A 17,235-nucleotide genomic window follows, 5' to 3' on the forward strand; every position below is an offset into this window, starting at 1 on the left:
CGATCTGGAACCGGTCGGTCGCCCGGGCCCCGGCGGGGGCGGCGGCGAGCACGGCACGCGCCGGGGCGAGCAGGTCCGGGTCGGCGTCGAACGGCACCCGGCCGGGGACCTCCCACAGCAGCGCCGCGACGTGCTCGAGGTCCTCCGACCCCGCGAGCGCGGGCACCGCCCGCCCGCGGAACCACGGCCCGCCGTCGGCGACGAGTGTGATCCGCGTCCTGATGCGCTCGACCGTCCCGGACGGCTCGCCCGACTCGCGGCCGCGCGCGGCGAGGGCCTCCACCTCGTCCTGGGCGAACCGGCTGCCCCGCCGCTGCGCGCCACGCACGCTGGTCAGCAGCCCGCGGCTGGCGTAGGCGTACACGGTCTCCCGCTTCACCCCGAGGCGTTCCGCGGTCTCGGCGACGGTCAGGTACTCCACGACGTGGACTGTATCAACATTGACTGGATCAATATTGACAATGGTTCCCGACGAGCGGACGGTCCGGTCATGACCAGCACCGACAGCATCGGCGCCGCCGCCGGGCAGGTCCCACCGGGCCTGCGCGGCGTCGCCGTCACCAGCACGCGCATCGGGGACGTCCGCGGCGACGAGGGCTTCTACCACTACAGCCGGTACTCCGCGGTCGACCTCGCGCGCACCCGCACCTTCGACGACGTGTGGTTCCTGTTCGTCCACGGCCGTCTCCCGGACGCGGGCGAGGCCGCGGAGTTCGCCGCCGCCACCGCGGAGCGCCGGGCGCTGCCCGACGCCGTCGCCGCGCAGCTGCCCGCGATCGCCGACGCCTGCGGGCCCGACCTGCTCGCCGGGCTGCGCACCGCGCTGTCGCTGCTCGGCCCGCAGCACGGGATGCGCCCGCTCTGGGACGACCCGGCGGCGGGCACCCGCGACGCCGCCACCGTCTGCGCCGCGACACCGACCGTCCTCGCCGCGCTGCACCGGCTGCGGCACGGCCTCGACCCGGTCGGGCCGCGCACCGACCTGTCCTCCGCCGCGAACTGGCTGTGGATGCTGGACGGGGCCGAGCCCGCGCCGGCGCACGTCCGCGCGCTCGACGCCTACCTCGTCGCGACGGTGGACCACGGCTTCAACGCCTCCACCTTCACCGCCCGGGTGGTCGCCTCCACCGGCGCCGACGTCGCGTCCTGCGTGGTCGCCGCGCTCGGGGCGTTCGCCGGGCCGCTGCACGGCGGTGCCCCCGACCGGGCGCTGGAGAGCCTCGACGCGATCGACCGCGATGCCGGCGGCTCGCCGGAGCGCTGGGTGGCCGACCGGCTCGCCGCGGGGATGCGGATCATGGGGTTCGGCCACGCCGTCTACCGCGGGCCGGACCCGCGCTCGGCACTGCTGCGCGAGGTCGCCGCGGAGCTGGGCGGACCGCTGCCCGCGCGGGCCGCCGACGTCGAACGGCGGGTGGCCGCCACCCTCGCGGAGCTGCGCCCGGACCACCCGCTGTTCGCGAACGTCGAGTTCCACGCGGGCGTGGTGATGGAGGGCTGCGGGATCCCCCGCAGCATGTTCACGCCGACGTTCGCGGTCAGCCGGGTCGTCGGCTGGTGCGCGCACGTACTGGAGCAGGCCGCGCAGCGACGCCTGATCCGGCCCTCCGCGGTCTACGACGGCCCGCCGCCGCCCGAGCCGGTCCCCGCACGCGGGAGGTGACCCGGCTTGCCGGACGGGTGACCGGCATGCTCATCTGATGGGTGACTCCCGCTTCAGCGGGGTCGTCCGCCGGCACGATCTGTCACCCACCACGGAGGTCGAGTGTTCCGGGCACGCCGTCCGCACCAGCAGCCCGAGAGCACCCACCCCGAGGGATCCGCACCGGTGCCGCCACGCCCCGGCGTCGCGATCGCCGTCCTGGCCTCCTGCGGGCTGCTCGTCTCGCTGGTCCAGACCATGGTCGTCCCGCTGCTCCCGCGGTTCCCGGAGCTGCTCGACGTCAGCGGGTCGACGGCGTCGTGGCTGATCACCGCCAACCTGGTCGCCGGCGCGGTGTCGGCGCCGGTGCTGGGGCGGCTCGGCGACATGTTCGGCAAGCGGCGGATGCTGCTGGTCGCGCTCGGCCTGGTCGGGGTGGGGTCGCTGCTCGGCGCGCTGGCGCCCGGGATCGGGCTGCTGCTCGTCGCCCGGGTGCTGCAGGGCGCCGCGTTCGGGGTGATCGCGCTCGGGATGAGCCTGATGCGCGACGTCCTGCCCGCCGACCGGGTCGGGTCCGGGGTCGGGCTGATGTCGTCCTCACTCGGCTTCGGCGGGGCCATCGGGCTGCCGATCACCGGCGTCGTCGCCCAGTTCGCGAGCTGGCGCTGGCTGTTCGCCGGGGCCGCGGTGCTCGGCGTCGTGCAGATCCTGCTGGTCCGGTGGCTGGTGACCGAGTCACGGCTGCGCACCGGCGGCCGGTTCGACGTGCCCGGGGCGCTCGGCGTCGGCGGGGCGCTGGTGTGCCTGCTGCTGGCGATCTCCAAGGGCAACGACTGGGGCTGGGCCTCCCCGACCGTGCTCGGCCTGTTCGCCGGCACCGTGGTGCTGGTGGCCGTGACCGTCCGGTACGAGCTGCGCGTCGCCGCACCGCTGGTGGACCTGCGGGTCTCGGCCCGGCCCGCGGTGCTGCTCACCAACCTGGCCTCGGTGCTGGTGGGCTTCGCGATGTTCGCCGGCTTCGTGCTCGCCACCCAGATCCTCCAGGCACCGGTCACGACCGGCTACGGGTTCGGGCTCTCGCTCGTCGTCGCCGGGCTGGTGCTGCTGCCGATGGGCGGGTCGATGGTGGTGTTCTCCTCGGCCTCGGCGCGGCTGTCGCGGCTGCGCGGCCCGCGCACCACGCTGGTGATCGGCACGCTCCTGCTGGGGGCGGGCAACTTCGCCTTCGCCGCGATGCCCTCGACGGTGCCGCTGCTGATGGCCGCCTCCACCGTGGCCGCGGTCGGCGCCGCGCTCGCCTACTCGGCGATCCCGCTGACGATCATGCGTGCGGTGCCGGAGTCGGAGACCGCCGCGGCGAACAGCCTCAACACCCTGGCCCGCCAGCTCGGCACGAGCTCGTGCACCGCGGTCGTCGCGGCCGTGACGGCGACCTACGTGCTCGGCGACGGCGGACCCCCCTCGGCGACGGCGTACACGATCTCCTTCGTCGCGGCGGGCGCCGCCGGGCTGCTCGCCACGGTGCTGGTGCTGCTCACGCCCGCACCGGCGGCGGAGACGGCCCCGGCCCCGGCCCCGGCCACCGCCCACGGCTGAGCACCGGACCACCCGGGAACGGTGACCCGGAAACGGCGACCGCATTCCGCCGACGCATTCCCTCCCGGATGCCGCCCGCCGGTCCGGCCCGCCCGTCGCGACCCCGTGCATGACCGTCCACATCGGAGGCTCGACACCGTCCTCCCCCGTTCGGACGATGGTGGACCCCGCCAGGTGCGGGTGACGATCGCCGCGCGGGCTGTGACGCCGACGACCACGCTCCCGCCTGCATGTGCACGCGTCGGGACCGACCGGCCACGCCCGGTGATCATTCCATTGTGGACGACCTCCGCCCGCCAACCTGCGGATCTGCGGAATTCTTTCGGGGAACCGACGAGTAGAACCGACCGGTAACATTCTCGCCGGTAACAGTCCGAGTTGACCGACCATCCGTGAGAGCGCACACTCGGCGGCTGGATCACATTCCGATCGTGACTGTTCATCGATAGCGTTGCAGGCACCGCAACCGATCCGATCGACCAGGCCGCACCGCGTCCCGCCTGGCGATTCCGCCGGTCGACGCCGCTGCTGGAGGTCGTCACATGAAACCGTTCGTGGTCAACAACCACGACCGACTGGTCTTTCCCGCCAATTTTCTCGGAGAACTCGACTTCTCCGTCATCGACGATATGGAGCAGTTCACCGCCATCGTCGGTCGCGATTTCGAGGCAAAGGCGCCCACCGGCACCGACATCCTCGAGCGGGTCACCAGCGGCGCCTACGAGAGCCGCTTCGCACTGCTGCGCGACATGAGCCAGAACCTGTTCTGGGTCAACCGGTACACGCTCACCATGTTCGAGAAGCGTCCGACCCGCTGGCGTGACCTCCCCCGCCACCGGAGCGACGTATTCCTCCCGCTGCTCACCCCGTGGCGCGACGGTGACAAGAAGGTCCGGGCCGTCGCCGACGCCTTCGCCGCGCTCCCCAGCACCTGGGACGAGGCGACCGAGCGCCGCATCTTCGACCTCCTCTTCGACGTCTACGGCAACCGTCGCCACCACGCGACCGAGCTGCCGGCCGTCAAGCCGACCGTCGAGCAGTTCCTCACCACACCGGGGGCGCAGACCTTCGTCGTGCCGCAGCACGACCCGGACTACCCGGTCTTCTCCTTCACCGAGATCCTCGACGCCCACGCCGAGCGTCCCGAGCTCGAGGCCCTGACCCGCTGGGCCATGGTGCTGCACAACCAGTACCCCTGGGACCGTGCCGCCACCGAGCTGCGGACCGCCGACGAGATCGGCGACGACGAGTACGTCATCGCCTTCCACCCCCGCAACCGCGACGTCGAGCAGTTCCTGGACCGCGCCACCGGCACCCGTCCGGCGCGCCGGGGCCGGATCTCGACCCAGTCCGACCCGGTCGAGCCCGCCACCCCGCTGCCGCCGATCCGGGTCCGTGAGGCGTTCGCGGTGCAGCCGAAGGTCGAGGCGCTCGCCGTCGTACGGGGCGAACACGTCTGCTCCAACGACGACGTCGTCCGCAACTCCGCGTTCTCCTGGTCGCCGATGAGCGCCGACGAGATCTCCGCCAAGACCGGGATCGACCAGCGCCGCTACACCGAGCTGGACATCGAGGACCTGGCCTGGGCCGCCGCGGTACGCGCGCTGGAGCACTCCGGCCGTGACCGCTCCGAGATCGGCGCCGTACTCGTCGCCACCTGCACCAGCGAGCGGCTCATCCCGTCGCTGTCGACGTGGCTGTCCGGGCGGCTCGGGCTGCTCCAGACGCACTGCTCGGCCGACATCGTCGCCGCCTGCGCCGGGCTGCCCTACGGCCTGTCCGAGGCCGTGCGCCAGCTGCAGGAGGTGAACCGGCCGGTCCTGCTGGTCTGCGTCGAGAAGTTCTCCGACAAGATCGGCAACGTCCGCACCTCGCGGATGATCTTCGGTGACGGCGCGGCCGCGATGGTGATCGCCCCGGCCGCCGAGGGCGAGCGCGGCGACATCGACCTGCTGCAGACCTACGCGTCGGGCCCGGACACCCAGGTGAACTCGATCATCTGGCCGAACCCCGAGTTCGACAACGACATCACCGTCTACGGCCCCGAGGTCAAGGCGCTCGTCGCCCGCTACCTGTCGCAGATGATCGGCGAGCTCACCGAGCAGGCCGGCCCCGACGGCGAGGGCTCGATGCTCGACGCCGTCGACCTGATCGTCCCGCACCAGGCCAACAAGACGATGATCCTGCAGCTGGCGGGCAAGGCGGGGCTCTCGGCCGACCAGCTGTACTTCAACATCGAGTCGATGGGGAACGTCTCCGCGGCGTCCATCCCGATCGCGCTGTTCGACTCCGTGGCCGACGGCGTCGTGTCCGGCCGGACCCGGGTCTTCGCGCCCGGCTTCGGGGCCGGAGCGGTGGGCGGCTACGCGGTGCTGGAGGTCGACCCGGCCGTGATGGCACCGGAGGTCCACCTGGACCCGACCGCCGCCGCACTGGCCGAGCCGGCCGTCGCCCCGACCTCGGACGACGTCCGCATCGCCTTCGGCGAGTAGCCACGACCGGGTGACACGGGCCACAGTGGGCGGGAAGATCCCTGTCCGAGAGGTGAGCCCGCCCGCATTCCGGCACCGACCGGGCCACCGTCCGCACCGACCCGCCGACCGCACGACGACGATGTCGATGCGGCACACCGCCGCCGTCCCGTCGCAGCACCCGTAGGAGCAGTGAAGCCCAGCCATGTTCTCGCGCATCGCCATCGTCAACCGCGGCGAACCCGCCATGCGGCTGATCAACGCCGTCCGTGAGTGGAACGCCCAGAACGGGCCCGACCGCCGCCTGCGCACGATCGCGCTGCACACCGCCGTCGACCGGCGGGCGATGTACGTCCGTGAGGCCGACGAGGCCGTCCTGATCGGGCCGGACGACCCGGACCACATGGGCACCAGCCCCTACCTCGACCACGCCGAGCTGGAGCGCGCGCTGCGCGCCACCCGCGCCGACGCGGTCTGGCCGGGCTGGGGCTTCGTGTCGGAGAAGGCCGACTTCGCCGAGCTGTGCGAGCGGCTGGGGATCACCTTCGTCGGCCCGTCGGCCGAGGTGATGCGCCGGCTCGGGGACAAGATCGCCTCCAAGCAGCTGGCCGAGTCGGTCGGCGTCCCGATGGCGCCGTGGTCCGGCGGTCCGGTGGCCGACGTCGAGACGGCGCGCAAGGCCGCCGAGACCGTCGGCTACCCGCTGATGGTGAAGGCGACCGCGGGCGGCGGGGGACGCGGCATCCGCTACGTGCCGGGCCCCGAGCAGCTCGACGAGGCCTTCGAGCGGGCCGCGTCGGAGGCGTCGAGGACCGCCGGGGACGCGACCGTGTTCCTGGAGCGCGCGGTGTCGGGCGGACGGCACGTCGAGGTGCAGGTCGTCGCCGACGCCACCGGCGACGTCTGGACCCTCGGGGTACGCGACTGCTCGGTGCAGCGGCGCAACCAGAAGGTCATCGAGGAGTCGGCGTCCACCGCACTCGACGCCGAGCAGGAGGCGCTGCTGCGCAGCTCGGCCGCCGAGCTGGCCCGCGCCGCGGGCTACGTCAACGCCGGCACCGTCGAGTTCCTCTACCAGCCCGAGGAGAAGCTCCTCTCCTTCCTCGAGGTCAACACCCGGCTGCAGGTCGAGCACCCGGTCACCGAGGCGTGCACCGGCGTCGACATCGTGAAGCTGCAGCTGCACGTCGCCGCGGGCGGCACCCTCGCCGAGGTCGCACGCGGGGTCCCGGCGGCCCAGGGCTGGGCGATCGAGGCCCGGCTGACCGCCGAGGACCCGGAGCGCGAGTTCGCGCCCGCCCCGGGGCGCATCGAGCACCTGGCGCTGCCGTCCGGTCCGGGCATCCGGGTCGACACCGGCGTCGCCGCGGGTGACGTCATCCCGCCGCAGTTCGACTCCATGATCGCCAAGGTGATCGCGTGGGGCCGCGACCGCGACGAGGCCCGCGCGCGGCTGTCCCGTGCGCTGCGCCAGACCTCCGCGGTGATCGACGGCGGCTCCACGAACAAGGCGTTCCTGCTGGACCTGCTCGACCGCGACGAGTTCCGCTCGGGCGAGCTGCAGACCACCTGGCTCGACACGATGATGGCCGACGGCTACGCGCCGCCGCGCCGCCTCGACGTCGCGCTGCTCGCCACCGCCGTGCAGAGCCACGACGGCCACGTCGCCCGCCAGCAGGAGCGGCTGTTCCGCTCCGCCGAGGCCGGCCGGCCCGAGGTGGGCTACGAGACCTGGCACCAGACCGACGTCACCGTCGCCGGGCAGTCCTACAAGCTGACGGTCGCCCGCACCCGCGCCGGCCGCTACACCGTCGAGCTGGACGGCGTGTCGGTCGACGTCGACGTCGAGCGCAACGGCGCCTACGAGCGCCGGCTCACCGTCGGCGACCTGTCCTGGACCGTGCTGTCGGTCGCGCAGGAGGCGGACTACCTCGTCGAGGTCGACGGCGCCGTGCACCGCATCTCCGGCGGCGAGGCCGGCATCGTCCGCGCCCCCGCCCCGGCGATGGTCGTCGCGCTGCCGGTCACCGCGGGCCAGACCGTGTCCGAGGGCGACACCCTCGCCATCGTCGAGTCGATGAAGCTGGAGACCTCGCTGCGGGCGCCGTTCGACGGCACCGTCGCCGAGATCCTCGTCCCGGCCAACACCCAGGTCGACGGCGGCACCAAGCTCGTGCGGCTGGAGCCGTCGGCCGACGCGGACGCAGCAGGCCCCAGCGGGGAGCGCGCCGACCTGTCCGCGTTCGCCGCGGCCGGCGCCGACACCGACGCCGCCGCGACCGCGGCCGACGCGCTGTCCGCGCTGCGCTTCCAGGTGCTGGGCTTCGACGTCGACGAGCGCCAGGCCCGCCCGCAGCTGCGCCGCCTCGCCGCCGCCCGCGACCAGCTGGCCGCCGACGACCCGGCCGTGCTGGCCGGGGAGACCGCCGTCCTGCAGATCTTCGCCGACCTGTGCCAGCTCTCGCGCAACCGGTCCGAGACCGACGACGAGACCGGCGAGACCGAGCGCAACCCGCAGGAGTACCTCTACGCCTACCTGCGCTCCCGCGACGCCGACGACGAGGGCCTGCCCGAGTCGTTCCAGGCCAAGCTGCGCCGGGCGCTGGCCCACTACGGCGTCACCGAGATCGACGGCGGGACCGGCCGTGCCGACGACCTGGGCCCGGCGCTGTACCGCATGTTCCTGGCCCACCGCCGCGCGCCGCAGCAGGTGCCGGTCGTGCTGGACCTGCTGAACTGGCGGCTGCGCCACCCGGAGTCGGTCGCGAACCTCTCCCCCGCGGCGCGCGAGGACTACCTGCGCACCCTCGACGAGGTCGTCGTCGCCACCCAGCTGCGGCACCCCGTCGTCGGGGACACCGCGCGGCTGGCCCGCTACCGGGCGTTCGACGCCCCGGTCGTCGCCGCCGAGCGGGACCGGGCGCTGGCCGAGGTCCGGGAGAGCCTGGACGTGCTCGCCTCGGACCCGGAGACCGCGGACCGGGCCCGCCGGATCGACACCCTCGTCGGGTCCTCGGAGCCGATCCTGGGCGTGTTCGGGGAGCGGCACGACGCCGTGCTGCTCGAGGTCATGACCCGGCGCTACTACCGGGTGCGGGTGCTGCGCGACCTGGAGCTCGTCGAGCACGCGGGCAAGCCGCTGCTGACCGCCCGCTACCAGCACCTGGGCCGGGACCGCACGGTCTTCGCCTCGGTGATCGACAACAACGACCCGGCCGCCGCGCAGGCCGTGTCCGACGAGCTGCGCCGCCGCGTCGGCGAGCTCGACGGGGACCGCACCGCGCTCGTCGACCTCTACGTCACCTCGACCAAGGCCGACGACGGCGGTGACCCCGACGCCCGCGCCGAGCGCGTCCGCGCCGCACTGGGGAAGGTGCCCGCGCACCTGCACCGGGTCGCCGTCGCCGTCCGCCCGAACCCGCGCGCCGCGGGGACGGCGAGCGAGGAGGCCGAGCCGCCGACCTGGTTCACCTTCCGGCCCGACGAGACCGGCGAGCTGGTCGAGGACCGCACGCTGCGGGGCATGCACCCGCTGGTCGCGGACCGGCTGCGGCTGTGGCGTTTCCGCAACTTCGAGCTGCACCGGCTGCCCGCCGCCACCGACGTGCACCTGTTCCGGGCCACCGGCCGCGAGGTCACCGCCGACGACCGGCTGGTCGCGATGGCCGATGTCCGCGAGCTGACCGTGCTGCGCGACGAGGAGACCGGGAAGGTCCGCTCGCTGCCGCAGTTCGAGCGCGCGCTCGACGCCTGCATCAACTCGCTGCGTGCCGCACGCGCCGGGGACCGCACCCTCGCCCGGATGTCGTGGAACCGGATCGCGCTCTACGTGTGGCCGGAGGTCGACGTCCCGCTCGCCGAGCTGGACTCGGTGGTCCGCCGGCTCGCGCCGCGCACGGCCAACCTCGGTCTGGAGCAGGTCCTCGTCGAGTTCCGCACCGCCGACCCGCAGGTCACCGGCGGCCAGGGCGGTCCGCGCTCGATGCTGCTGCGCATGTCGCGCCCGCCCGGCGCGGGGCTCACGGTCAAGCTCGACCAGCCCCCGACCGAGCCGATGCGCGAGCTCGACGCCTACGACCAGAAGGTGCTCAAGGCCCGTCGCCGCGGCGCCGTCTACCCGTACGAGATCGTCCCGCTGCTCACCGCCCCGGTCGACGCCGGCCCGGGCACCTGGCAGGAGTACGACCTCGTCGACCCGGCCGACCCGGCGCTGCCGGTGCCGGTCGACCGCGCCCCCGGCGGCAACAGCGCCAACCTGGTGCTCGGCGTCGTCTCGGTGCCGACCCGGCGCTACCCGGACGGGATGAAGCGGGTCGTGCTGCTCGGCGACCCGACCCGGGCACTCGGCGCGATCGCCGAGCCGGAGTGCCGCCGCGTGATGGCCGCGATCCACCTGGCCCGTGAGCTGGACGTGCCGATCGAGTGGTTCGCCGTCTCGGCCGGCGCGAAGATCGCGATGGACTCCGGTACCGAGAACATGGACTGGATCTCCCGGGTGCTGCGCGGGATCATCGAGTTCACCCAGGACGGCGGGGAGATCAACGTCGTCGTCACCGGCATCAACGTCGGCGCCCAGCCCTACTGGAACGCCGAGGCGACGATGCTCATGCACACCAGGGGCATCCTGGTGATGACGCCGGACTCGGCCATGGTGCTGACCGGCAAGCACTCGCTGGACTTCTCCGGCGGCGTCTCGGCCGAGGACAACTTCGGCATCGGCGGCTACGACCGGATCATGGGCCCGAACGGGCAGGCGCAGTACTGGGCGCCGGACCTGGGCGGCGCCGTGGGCGTTCTGCTGCAGCACTACGCCCACACCTGGACCCAGCCGGGCGAGCGGTTCCCGCGACCCGCGCCGACCACCGACCCGGTCTCCCGCGACGTCACCACGGCGCCGCACTCCGGGCCGAACTGCGACTTCACCACGCTCGGCGAGATCTGGGCGCCGGAGACCAACCGGGAGCGGAAGAAGCCGTTCGACATCCGCTCGGTGCTGCGCGGCGTCGCCGACGCCGACCACCCGACGTCGGAGCGGTGGGCCGACATGCACGACGCCGACTCGGTCGTCGCGCTCGACGCCCACCTCGGCGGCCAGCCGATCGCGATGATCGGCATCGAGTCGCGGCCGCTGCCGCGGCGCGGGCCGCGCCCGGTCGACGGGCCGTCGCAGTTCACCGCCGGGACGCTGTTCCCGCGCTCGTCGCGCAAGTGCGCGCGGGCCATCAACGCCGCGTCGGGCAACCGGCCGCTGGTCGTCCTGGCGAACCTGTCCGGTTTCGACGGCTCGCCGGAGTCGCTGCGCGGCCTGCAGCTGGAGAACGGCGCCGAGATCGGCCGGGCCATCGTCAACTTCGACGGCCCGATCGTGTTCTGCGTGGTCTCCCGCTACCACGGCGGCGCGTTCGTGGTGTTCTCCGGAACGCTGAACGACAACATGGAGGTCGCCGCGATCACCGGCTCCTACGCCTCCGTGCTCGGCGGGGCGCCCGCCGCGGCCGTCGTGTTCGCCGGCGAGGTCAACGACCGCACCGCCAAGGACGAGCGGGTCACCGACCTGGAGACCCGGATCAAGCAGGCCGTCACCGACGGGGACGAGGCGACGGCGGCACGGCTGCGCGGCGACCTCGCCACGCTCCGCCCCGACGTCCGCTCCGAGAAGCTCGGCCAGGTCGCGGACGAGTTCGACACCAAGCACTCCATCGAGCGGGCGCAGTCCGTCGGCTCGGTGCACCGGATCGTCTCCCCCGACCAGCTCCGGCCGTACCTGGCCGACGCGGTCCAGCGGGGCATGAAGCGCACTCTCGACACCCTTGGAGGAAACGCATGACCGCGATCACCGATACCCACCCGGAGCAGCGCGTCGCCATCGTGACCGGGGGTGCGCGCGGGATCGGCGCCGCGATCACCACCGCGCTGGCCCGCACCGGGGTGCACGTCGCCGCGGGGTACTCGTCGAACTCCAAGGCCGCCGACGAGCTGAAGGGCAAGCTGGAGGCCGAGGGCGCGTCGATCTCGGTGCACCAGGGCAACGTCGGCTCGCCCGAGGACTGCCAGCGGGTCGTCACCGAGGTCCTGGAGCAGCGGGGCCGCGTCGACTACCTGATCAACAACGCCGGCATCACCGTCGACAAGACCGTCCGCAAGCTGACCGTCGACGACTGGCACGCCGTGCTGCGGATCAACCTGTCCGGCGCGTTCTACATGACCAAGGCCGTGCTGGAGCACATGACCGGCAACGAGTTCGGCCGGATCGTGAACATCTCCTCGGTGATCGGCCAGACCGGCGCGATGGGCCAGGCCAACTACGCCTCGTCGAAGGCCGGCCTGATCGGCTTCTCGAAGTCGCTGGCCCAGGAGGTCGCCCGCAAGGGCGTCACCGTCAACTGCGTCGCGCCGGGCTTCATCGAGACCGAGATGGTCGCCGCCGTGCCGGAGAAGGCGCTCGAGAAGATCGTCTCGAAGATCCCGGTCGGCCGCCTCGGCCAGGCCGACGAGATCGCCCGCGCCGTGCAGTTCCTCGTCGACGACCGCGCCGGCTACGTGACCGGCTCGGTGATCAGCGTGAACGGCGGGCTGGACATGGCGTCCTGACCGTCGTTCTCCCCGGCCGAGGGCCTCGCACAGTGTCGTGCGGGGCCCTCGTGCGTGCTCAGGGGCCCGTGGTCGCCCGGGTGTAGCGGTCGGCCAGTGCGCGCAGCCGCGCCACCAGCTCCGGTGGCTCGGTGACGTGGAAGTCCAGGTCGAGCAGCCCGATGTACACCGCGACGGTCTCGATGCTGTCCGCCCCCGTCACGAGGACGCAGTGCGTGTCGTCGACCTCCTCGACCGCGCCGACGGCCGGGTTGATCCGGGCGAGCACCGTCGCCGCCGGTGCGTCGACGGTGATGCGGACGTGCACCTGCCACCCGGTCGACGCGGCCTCCCGCAGGACCAGGGCCGGGTAGTCCCCGCCGGGCAGCGGGTCCGGGACGAACCGGCGGCCGGTCGCCGTGCGCGGGCGGACCAGGTCGACCCGCCACGTCCGCCACCCGCCGTCGAGCCGCCCGACCAGGTACCAGCGGCCCTGCCAGGAGACCATCCGGTACGGCTCGACCGTGACCGGCCACTCCTGCCCGGGCAGGTCGAGCCGCACGCAGGTGTGGTCGCGGATCGCGGTGGCGAGCTCGGTGAGCACCGCCGGGTCGACCTCCGGATCCGGGTCGACGGTGTCGGTGTTGCGCGGCCCCGCGACGGTGCCGTCGTGGATCGCGGCGACGCGGCGGCGCAGCCGGTCCGGGAGCACCTGGTCGAGCTTGGCCAGGACGCGGTCGCCGCTGTCCCCCAGCCGCCCGCCGCTCGCGCTCACGGTGCGCAGCCCGATCGCCACGGCGACGGCCTCGGCGTCGTCGAGCTGCAGCGGGGGCAGCCGCGCGCCGGGCCCGAGCCGGTAGTGCCCGGCGCCGCCACGGACGGCGTGCACCGGGTAGTCGAGTCCGCGGAGCCGGGCGACGTCGTTGCGGATGGTGCGGGTGCTGACGCCGAGCCGCTCCGCCAGCTCCGGCGCGGTCCACTCCGGCCGGCTCTGCAGCAGCCCGAGGAGCGCGAGCATGCGGGCGGCGGTGTCGGCCACGAGAACCTCCGGATCCGGTCGCGAACAGGAAGGGAACGTGCCTGTTCAACCGGCACCGTAGTACCCATGACGCCGTTCACCGTGCAGATCCCGCAGTCCGACCTCGACGACCTCGCCGACCGTCTGTCCCGCACCCGGTTGCCCCGTCCCGCGCCGGGAGACGACTGGACCTACGGCACCCCGGACGCGTGGCTGGCCGCGACCGTCGCGTACTGGCGCGACGGGTTCGACTGGCGGGCCCAGGAGGCCCGGATGAACGCCCACCCGCAGTACCGCACCGAGATCGACGGCCAGGTCCTGCACTACCTGCACGTCCCCTCGGCCGAGCCCGGCGCGACGCCGGTGCTGCTGCTGCACAGCTGGCCCGGCTCGTTCGCGGAGTTCCTCGACGTGATCGGCCCGTTGACCGACCCGGTCGCGCACGGCGGCCGCGCCGAGGACGCCTGCTCGGTGGTGGTGCCCTCGTTGCCCGGGTTCGGCTTCAGCACCCCGCTCGCCGAGGGCGGCTGGACCACCGCCCGGATCGCCGCGACGCTGGACACCCTGATGCGCCGGCTCGGCTACCCCTCCTACGGGGCGCACGGCAGCGACGCCGGGGCGCTCGTCGCGCGGGAGCTGGGCCTGCTCGACCCGCCCGGGTTCCTCGGGCTGCACGTGCTGCAGCTGTTCTCGTTCCCGTCGGGCGACCCGGCCGAGTTCGAGCGGCTGGGACCGGACGACCACGCCGCGCTGGAGTTCATGCAGTGGTTCTCCTCGGTCGGCGGCTACAACGGGATGAACGCCTCCCGCCCGCAGACGATCGGCGCGGCGCTGGCCGACTCACCGGTCGGGCAGCTGGCCTACTCCGAGCTGTTCGCGTCCTTCGGCAACGGCACCGCGCTGGTGACCCGTGACCAGCTGCTGACCCAGGTGTCGCTGTACTGGCTGACCAACACCGCGGCGACCTCGGCCAGGATCTACTTCGAGGACGCACGCGCCGGCGCGGAGCCGCGGGTGAACCACGCCCGGACCGGGGTGGCCGTGTTCGCCTCGGACTTCCGGACCGTCCGGGTGTTCGCCGAGCGCGACAACAGCCGGATCGAGCACTGGAGCACCTTCGACGAGGGCGGGCACTTCGCCGCCCTGGAGCGGCCGGCCGACGTGGCGGCCGACATCCGGGCGTTCTTCGCCGGTTGAGGGGCGCTCAGCCGCGGCTGCAGAGCCCCTTGGCCGCCAGCACCCGCGCGACGGCGGTGTCGTTGGCCTGCGCCGTGATCCGCCCCTCGGCCAGCGCCTTCTCCGCGGCGTCGAGAAGCGGGGCGACCGGGGTGACGTTGGAGAACAGCGCCATGTCCGCGCCGGCGGTCAGGGCCCGGGTGGTGGCCTCGGCGAGCCCGAAGCGATCGGTGATCGCCTTCATCGCACCGAGGTCGTCGGTCATGGCGAGGCCGTCGAACCGGTAGTCCTCGCGCAGCAGCCGGTAGGCGGCCGGGGCGATGCTGGTGGGCACGTCGGTGGTCAGGCCCGGGACGTCGAGGTGGCCGAGCATGACCCCGACCCGCCCGTCGAGCGGCTTCCCCGGTCCGACGAGGTCGGAGTAGGGCCGGAGGTCACCGGCACGCAGCTGGTCCAGCGGCGGAGTGCTCACCGAGCCCTTGTGCGAGTCACCGGAGCTGTGCCCGTGGCCGGGGAAGTGCTTGAGGACCCCGAACACCCCGCCGGCCTGCTGTCCCTCGGCCCAGGCCGCGGCGTAGCGGGTGACGGTGGCCGGGTCGTCGGAGAACGAGCGGTCCCCGATGACGGCGGTGCGCGGCTGGTCGGAGACGTCGACCGACGGCGCGAGGTTCCAGGTGACACCACGTGCCTTCAGCTGTCCGGCGCGCTTGCGGGCGATCCCGGTGACCTCCTCGGGGCTGCCGGACGCGGCCATCTGCCGGGCGCTGGGGACCTCGCCGTCGAGCTCGTCGATGCGCTGGACACGGCCGCCCTCCTCGTCGACGGCGACGGCGAGCGGCGTGCGGGACGCCTTCTGCAGCGCCGCGAGCCGGTCGTCCTGCAGCAGCGCGGTCGCGTTGCCGCCGAGGAACACCCCGCCGACCTGCGACCCCCGCACGATCGCGGTGGCGCCGGCCGGGTCGGCGGCGTCCACCCCGACCATCAGGCGCTGGGCGAGCCGGTCGCGCGGGGACAGCGCCGCCACCATCGGGGCACAGGTGTCCGGGTCCGGCTGTGCCGCCGGCGCCGCCTGCGGCTGTGCACCCGGCGGGGCGGCGGCGGTGCTGTTCGCGGTGAGCTGCGGCCCGGCGACGGCGACGAGCCCCGCCGTCAGCGCGCCCACGACGGCGGCGGTGAGCAGTCCGGTGCTGCGACGGCGTCGCTGCCGGATCACGGGGTGGGGTCGTCCAGGCACTCGCATCGCGACCATCGTGACAGGCCCGTCCCGGCCCGGCGTCCCCGCCGCGCCGCGGTCACCGGCTCCCCCGGCCCGACCCGCTCCGCCGGGTGCGGGGCTCAGCCGACCGCGGGGACCCGCTCGGACTCCGGCGGCGGGCCGGGCGGGGTGCCGTCGCCGAACGGGCGCCCGCCCAGCTCCTCGCGGCCGTGCGCGGTCGTCCAGCCGGCGGTGTCGGGCCCCTTCGGGACGATCCCGGTCGGGTTCACCGACGCGTGCACGCCGTAGTAGTGCTGCTTGACCTGCTCGAAGTCGATGGTGTCGCCGAAGCCGGGGGTCTGGAACAGGTCCCGGGCGTAGGCCCACAGCACGGGGAGCTCGGTGAGCTTGTGCCGGTTGGCCTTGAAGTGGCCGTGGTAGGCGGCGTCGAAGCGGACCAGGGTCACCCACAGCCGGATGTCGGCCTGGGTGATCGAGTCACCGACCAGGTAGCGGCGCGTCGACAGGTGCTCGGACAGCTCGTCCATCCGCGACCACAGGGCGTCGTAGGCGCGGTCGTAGGCGCGCTGGGACGAGGCGAACCCGCACTTGTAGACGCCGTTGTTGACGTCGTGGAAGATCCCCTTCCCGATCTCGTCGATCGCCTCCGGGTCGGTCCACAGGTCCGGGGCGCCGTCGCGGTGGAGCCCCCGCCACTGGGTCGACAGGTCGCGCTCCAGCAGCGTGTACTCGTTGGTGACGACCTTGCCCGAGGCGACCTCGACCATGGCAGGGACGGTGACACCCTCGTCGTAGCCGGGGACGGCCTTCTCGTAGGCCTCGCGCAGGTACTCGATGCCGAGCACGGGGTCGACGTTCCCCGGATCGAGGTGGAAGCGCCAGCTGCGCTCGTCGTGCAGCGGGCCCGCGATGCCCATCGAGATCGCGTCCTCCAGCCCGAGCAGCCGCCGGGTGATGATCACCCGGTTCGCCCACGGGCAGGCGCGCGCGCCGACGAGGCGGTAGCGGCCCGCCTCGACCGGCCACGGCGACGACCCGTCGGCCGTGATCCGCTCGGCCACCCCGAGCGCCTCCCGTACGAACTCACCGCTGTCCTGGTCGGTCCCCATGCCGCCGACGCTAGCCCTGTGGTCGGATGGGCGCATGGGCGTCGACGGTGACCTCGCACGCGGTCTGTCCGAGCTGGTCGCGCCGGGTTCCCGGGTGGCGCTGGCCGACGGTTGCGGGCTCCCCTACGCGCTCGCCCGCCCGCTCTCGGCGGTCGCGGCCCGTGCCGGGGGTGTGCGGCTCGTGCTGGGCTGGGTGCCCGGCCCGGCCCCGGACCTCGAGCCGGACGCGTTCGCCGACATCCGCACCGTCGTCGGGGGGCCGGGAGCGCGGACGCTGATCGAGTCCGGGCGCGCGCACCGGGTCCCGGCCCGGCTCTCGGCGACGCCGGCGCTGCTGGCCGGTCCGCTGCGCCCGGACCTGCTGCTGGCGACCGTCGTCCGCGACGACCGCGGCGACCTGCGGTTCGGCGAGCATGCCCTTGTAGATGACGGTGCGC

10 protein-coding genes and 1 pseudogene are annotated in these 17,235 nt (G+C 73.7%); 7 read left to right on the plus strand and 4 right to left on the minus strand.

Going from position 1 to position 17,235, the window contains the following annotated elements:
• Positions 1-421, minus strand: a 421-nt coding sequence (locus NH602_RS16075) for a helix-turn-helix domain-containing protein (protein WP_253068234.1), incomplete at its 3' end; no start/stop codon positions are given.
• A 69-nt stretch (positions 422-490) separates the two neighbouring features.
• On the opposite strand from NH602_RS16075, the gene NH602_RS16080 reads away from it, so the two are divergent.
• The 5 genes from NH602_RS16080 (at position 491) to NH602_RS16100 (ending at position 12,300) form a co-directional block, all read left to right on the plus strand.
• Positions 491-1,663: a citrate/2-methylcitrate synthase gene (locus tag NH602_RS16080; RefSeq protein WP_179760866.1), complete on the plus strand. Its 1,173-nt coding sequence runs from the start codon at positions 491-493 to the stop codon at positions 1,661-1,663.
• A 165-nt stretch (positions 1,664-1,828) separates the two neighbouring features.
• Positions 1,829-3,238 carry an MFS transporter gene (locus NH602_RS16085; RefSeq protein WP_179762898.1) on the plus strand — a complete coding sequence of 470 codons (1,410 nt, stop codon included), beginning with the start codon at positions 1,829-1,831 and terminating at the stop codon, positions 3,236-3,238.
• Positions 3,239-3,780: 542 nt separating this feature from the next.
• The gene (locus NH602_RS16090) at positions 3,781-5,730 is read left to right on the plus strand and encodes a 3-oxoacyl-[acyl-carrier-protein] synthase III C-terminal domain-containing protein (protein ID WP_253068235.1); all 1,950 of its coding nucleotides are present in this window, start codon (positions 3,781-3,783) and stop codon (positions 5,728-5,730) included.
• Between the two features lie 184 nt (positions 5,731-5,914).
• Positions 5,915-11,536, plus strand: a complete 5,622-nt coding sequence (locus NH602_RS16095) for a biotin carboxylase N-terminal domain-containing protein (RefSeq protein ID WP_253068236.1) — start codon at positions 5,915-5,917, stop codon at positions 11,534-11,536.
• Positions 11,533-12,300, plus strand: a complete 768-nt coding sequence (locus tag NH602_RS16100) for a beta-ketoacyl-ACP reductase (RefSeq protein WP_062400793.1) — start codon at positions 11,533-11,535, stop codon at positions 12,298-12,300. Before NH602_RS16095 ends, NH602_RS16100 begins: the two co-directional genes overlap by 4 nt.
• A 58-nt stretch (positions 12,301-12,358) precedes the next feature.
• Here the strand turns inward: NH602_RS16100 and NH602_RS16105 are convergent, their stop codons facing one another.
• A complete protein-coding gene (locus tag NH602_RS16105; RefSeq protein WP_100879857.1) occupies positions 12,359-13,318 on the minus strand; it encodes a YafY family protein in 960 nt (319 codons plus the stop codon).
• Positions 13,319-13,384: 66 nt separating this feature from the next.
• Here NH602_RS16105 and NH602_RS16110 point away from each other — a divergent pair, with 66 nt between their 5' ends.
• Complete coding sequence (locus tag NH602_RS16110; protein WP_161151212.1) at positions 13,385-14,494, plus strand: epoxide hydrolase family protein; 1,110 nt, start codon at positions 13,385-13,387, stop codon at positions 14,492-14,494.
• A 7-nt stretch (positions 14,495-14,501) separates the two neighbouring features.
• On the opposite strand, the gene NH602_RS16115 is transcribed toward NH602_RS16110, so the two are convergent.
• Positions 14,502-15,683 (minus strand): glycoside hydrolase family 3 N-terminal domain-containing protein, encoded by a 1,182-nt coding sequence (locus tag NH602_RS16115; protein ID WP_374210187.1) that lies wholly within the window; start codon positions 15,681-15,683, stop codon positions 14,502-14,504.
• Positions 15,684-15,808: 125 nt separating this feature from the next.
• On the minus strand, positions 15,809-16,798 hold the full coding sequence (locus NH602_RS16120; RefSeq protein ID WP_253068238.1) for a glutathione S-transferase family protein: 990 nt from the start codon (positions 16,796-16,798) through the stop codon (positions 15,809-15,811).
• 34 nt (positions 16,799-16,832) lie between these two features.
• Here NH602_RS16120 and NH602_RS16125 point away from each other — a divergent pair.
• Positions 16,833-17,235, plus strand: a pseudogene (locus NH602_RS16125) (acetyl-CoA hydrolase); the annotation flags it as partial.

The organism is Pseudonocardia sp. McavD-2-B (assembly GCF_024124365.1).
In the GTDB taxonomy this organism is placed as follows: domain Bacteria; phylum Actinomycetota; class Actinomycetes; order Mycobacteriales; family Pseudonocardiaceae; genus Pseudonocardia; species Pseudonocardia alni.

Coding starts and splice junctions, on each gene's coding strand:
- NH602_RS16095 (WP_253068236.1), top strand. CDS start 5,915: ATGTTCTCGCGCATCGCCATCGTCAACCGCGGCGAACCCGCCATGCGG.
- NH602_RS16090 (WP_253068235.1), top strand. CDS start 3,781: ATGAAACCGTTCGTGGTCAACAACCACGACCGACTGGTCTTTCCCGCC.
- NH602_RS16080 (WP_179760866.1), top strand. CDS start 491: ATGACCAGCACCGACAGCATCGGCGCCGCCGCCGGGCAGGTCCCACCG.
- NH602_RS16110 (WP_161151212.1), top strand. CDS start 13,385: ATGACGCCGTTCACCGTGCAGATCCCGCAGTCCGACCTCGACGACCTC.
- NH602_RS16100 (WP_062400793.1), top strand. CDS start 11,533: ATGACCGCGATCACCGATACCCACCCGGAGCAGCGCGTCGCCATCGTG.
- NH602_RS16120 (WP_253068238.1), bottom strand. CDS start 16,798: ATGGGGACCGACCAGGACAGCGGTGAGTTCGTACGGGAGGCGCTCGGG.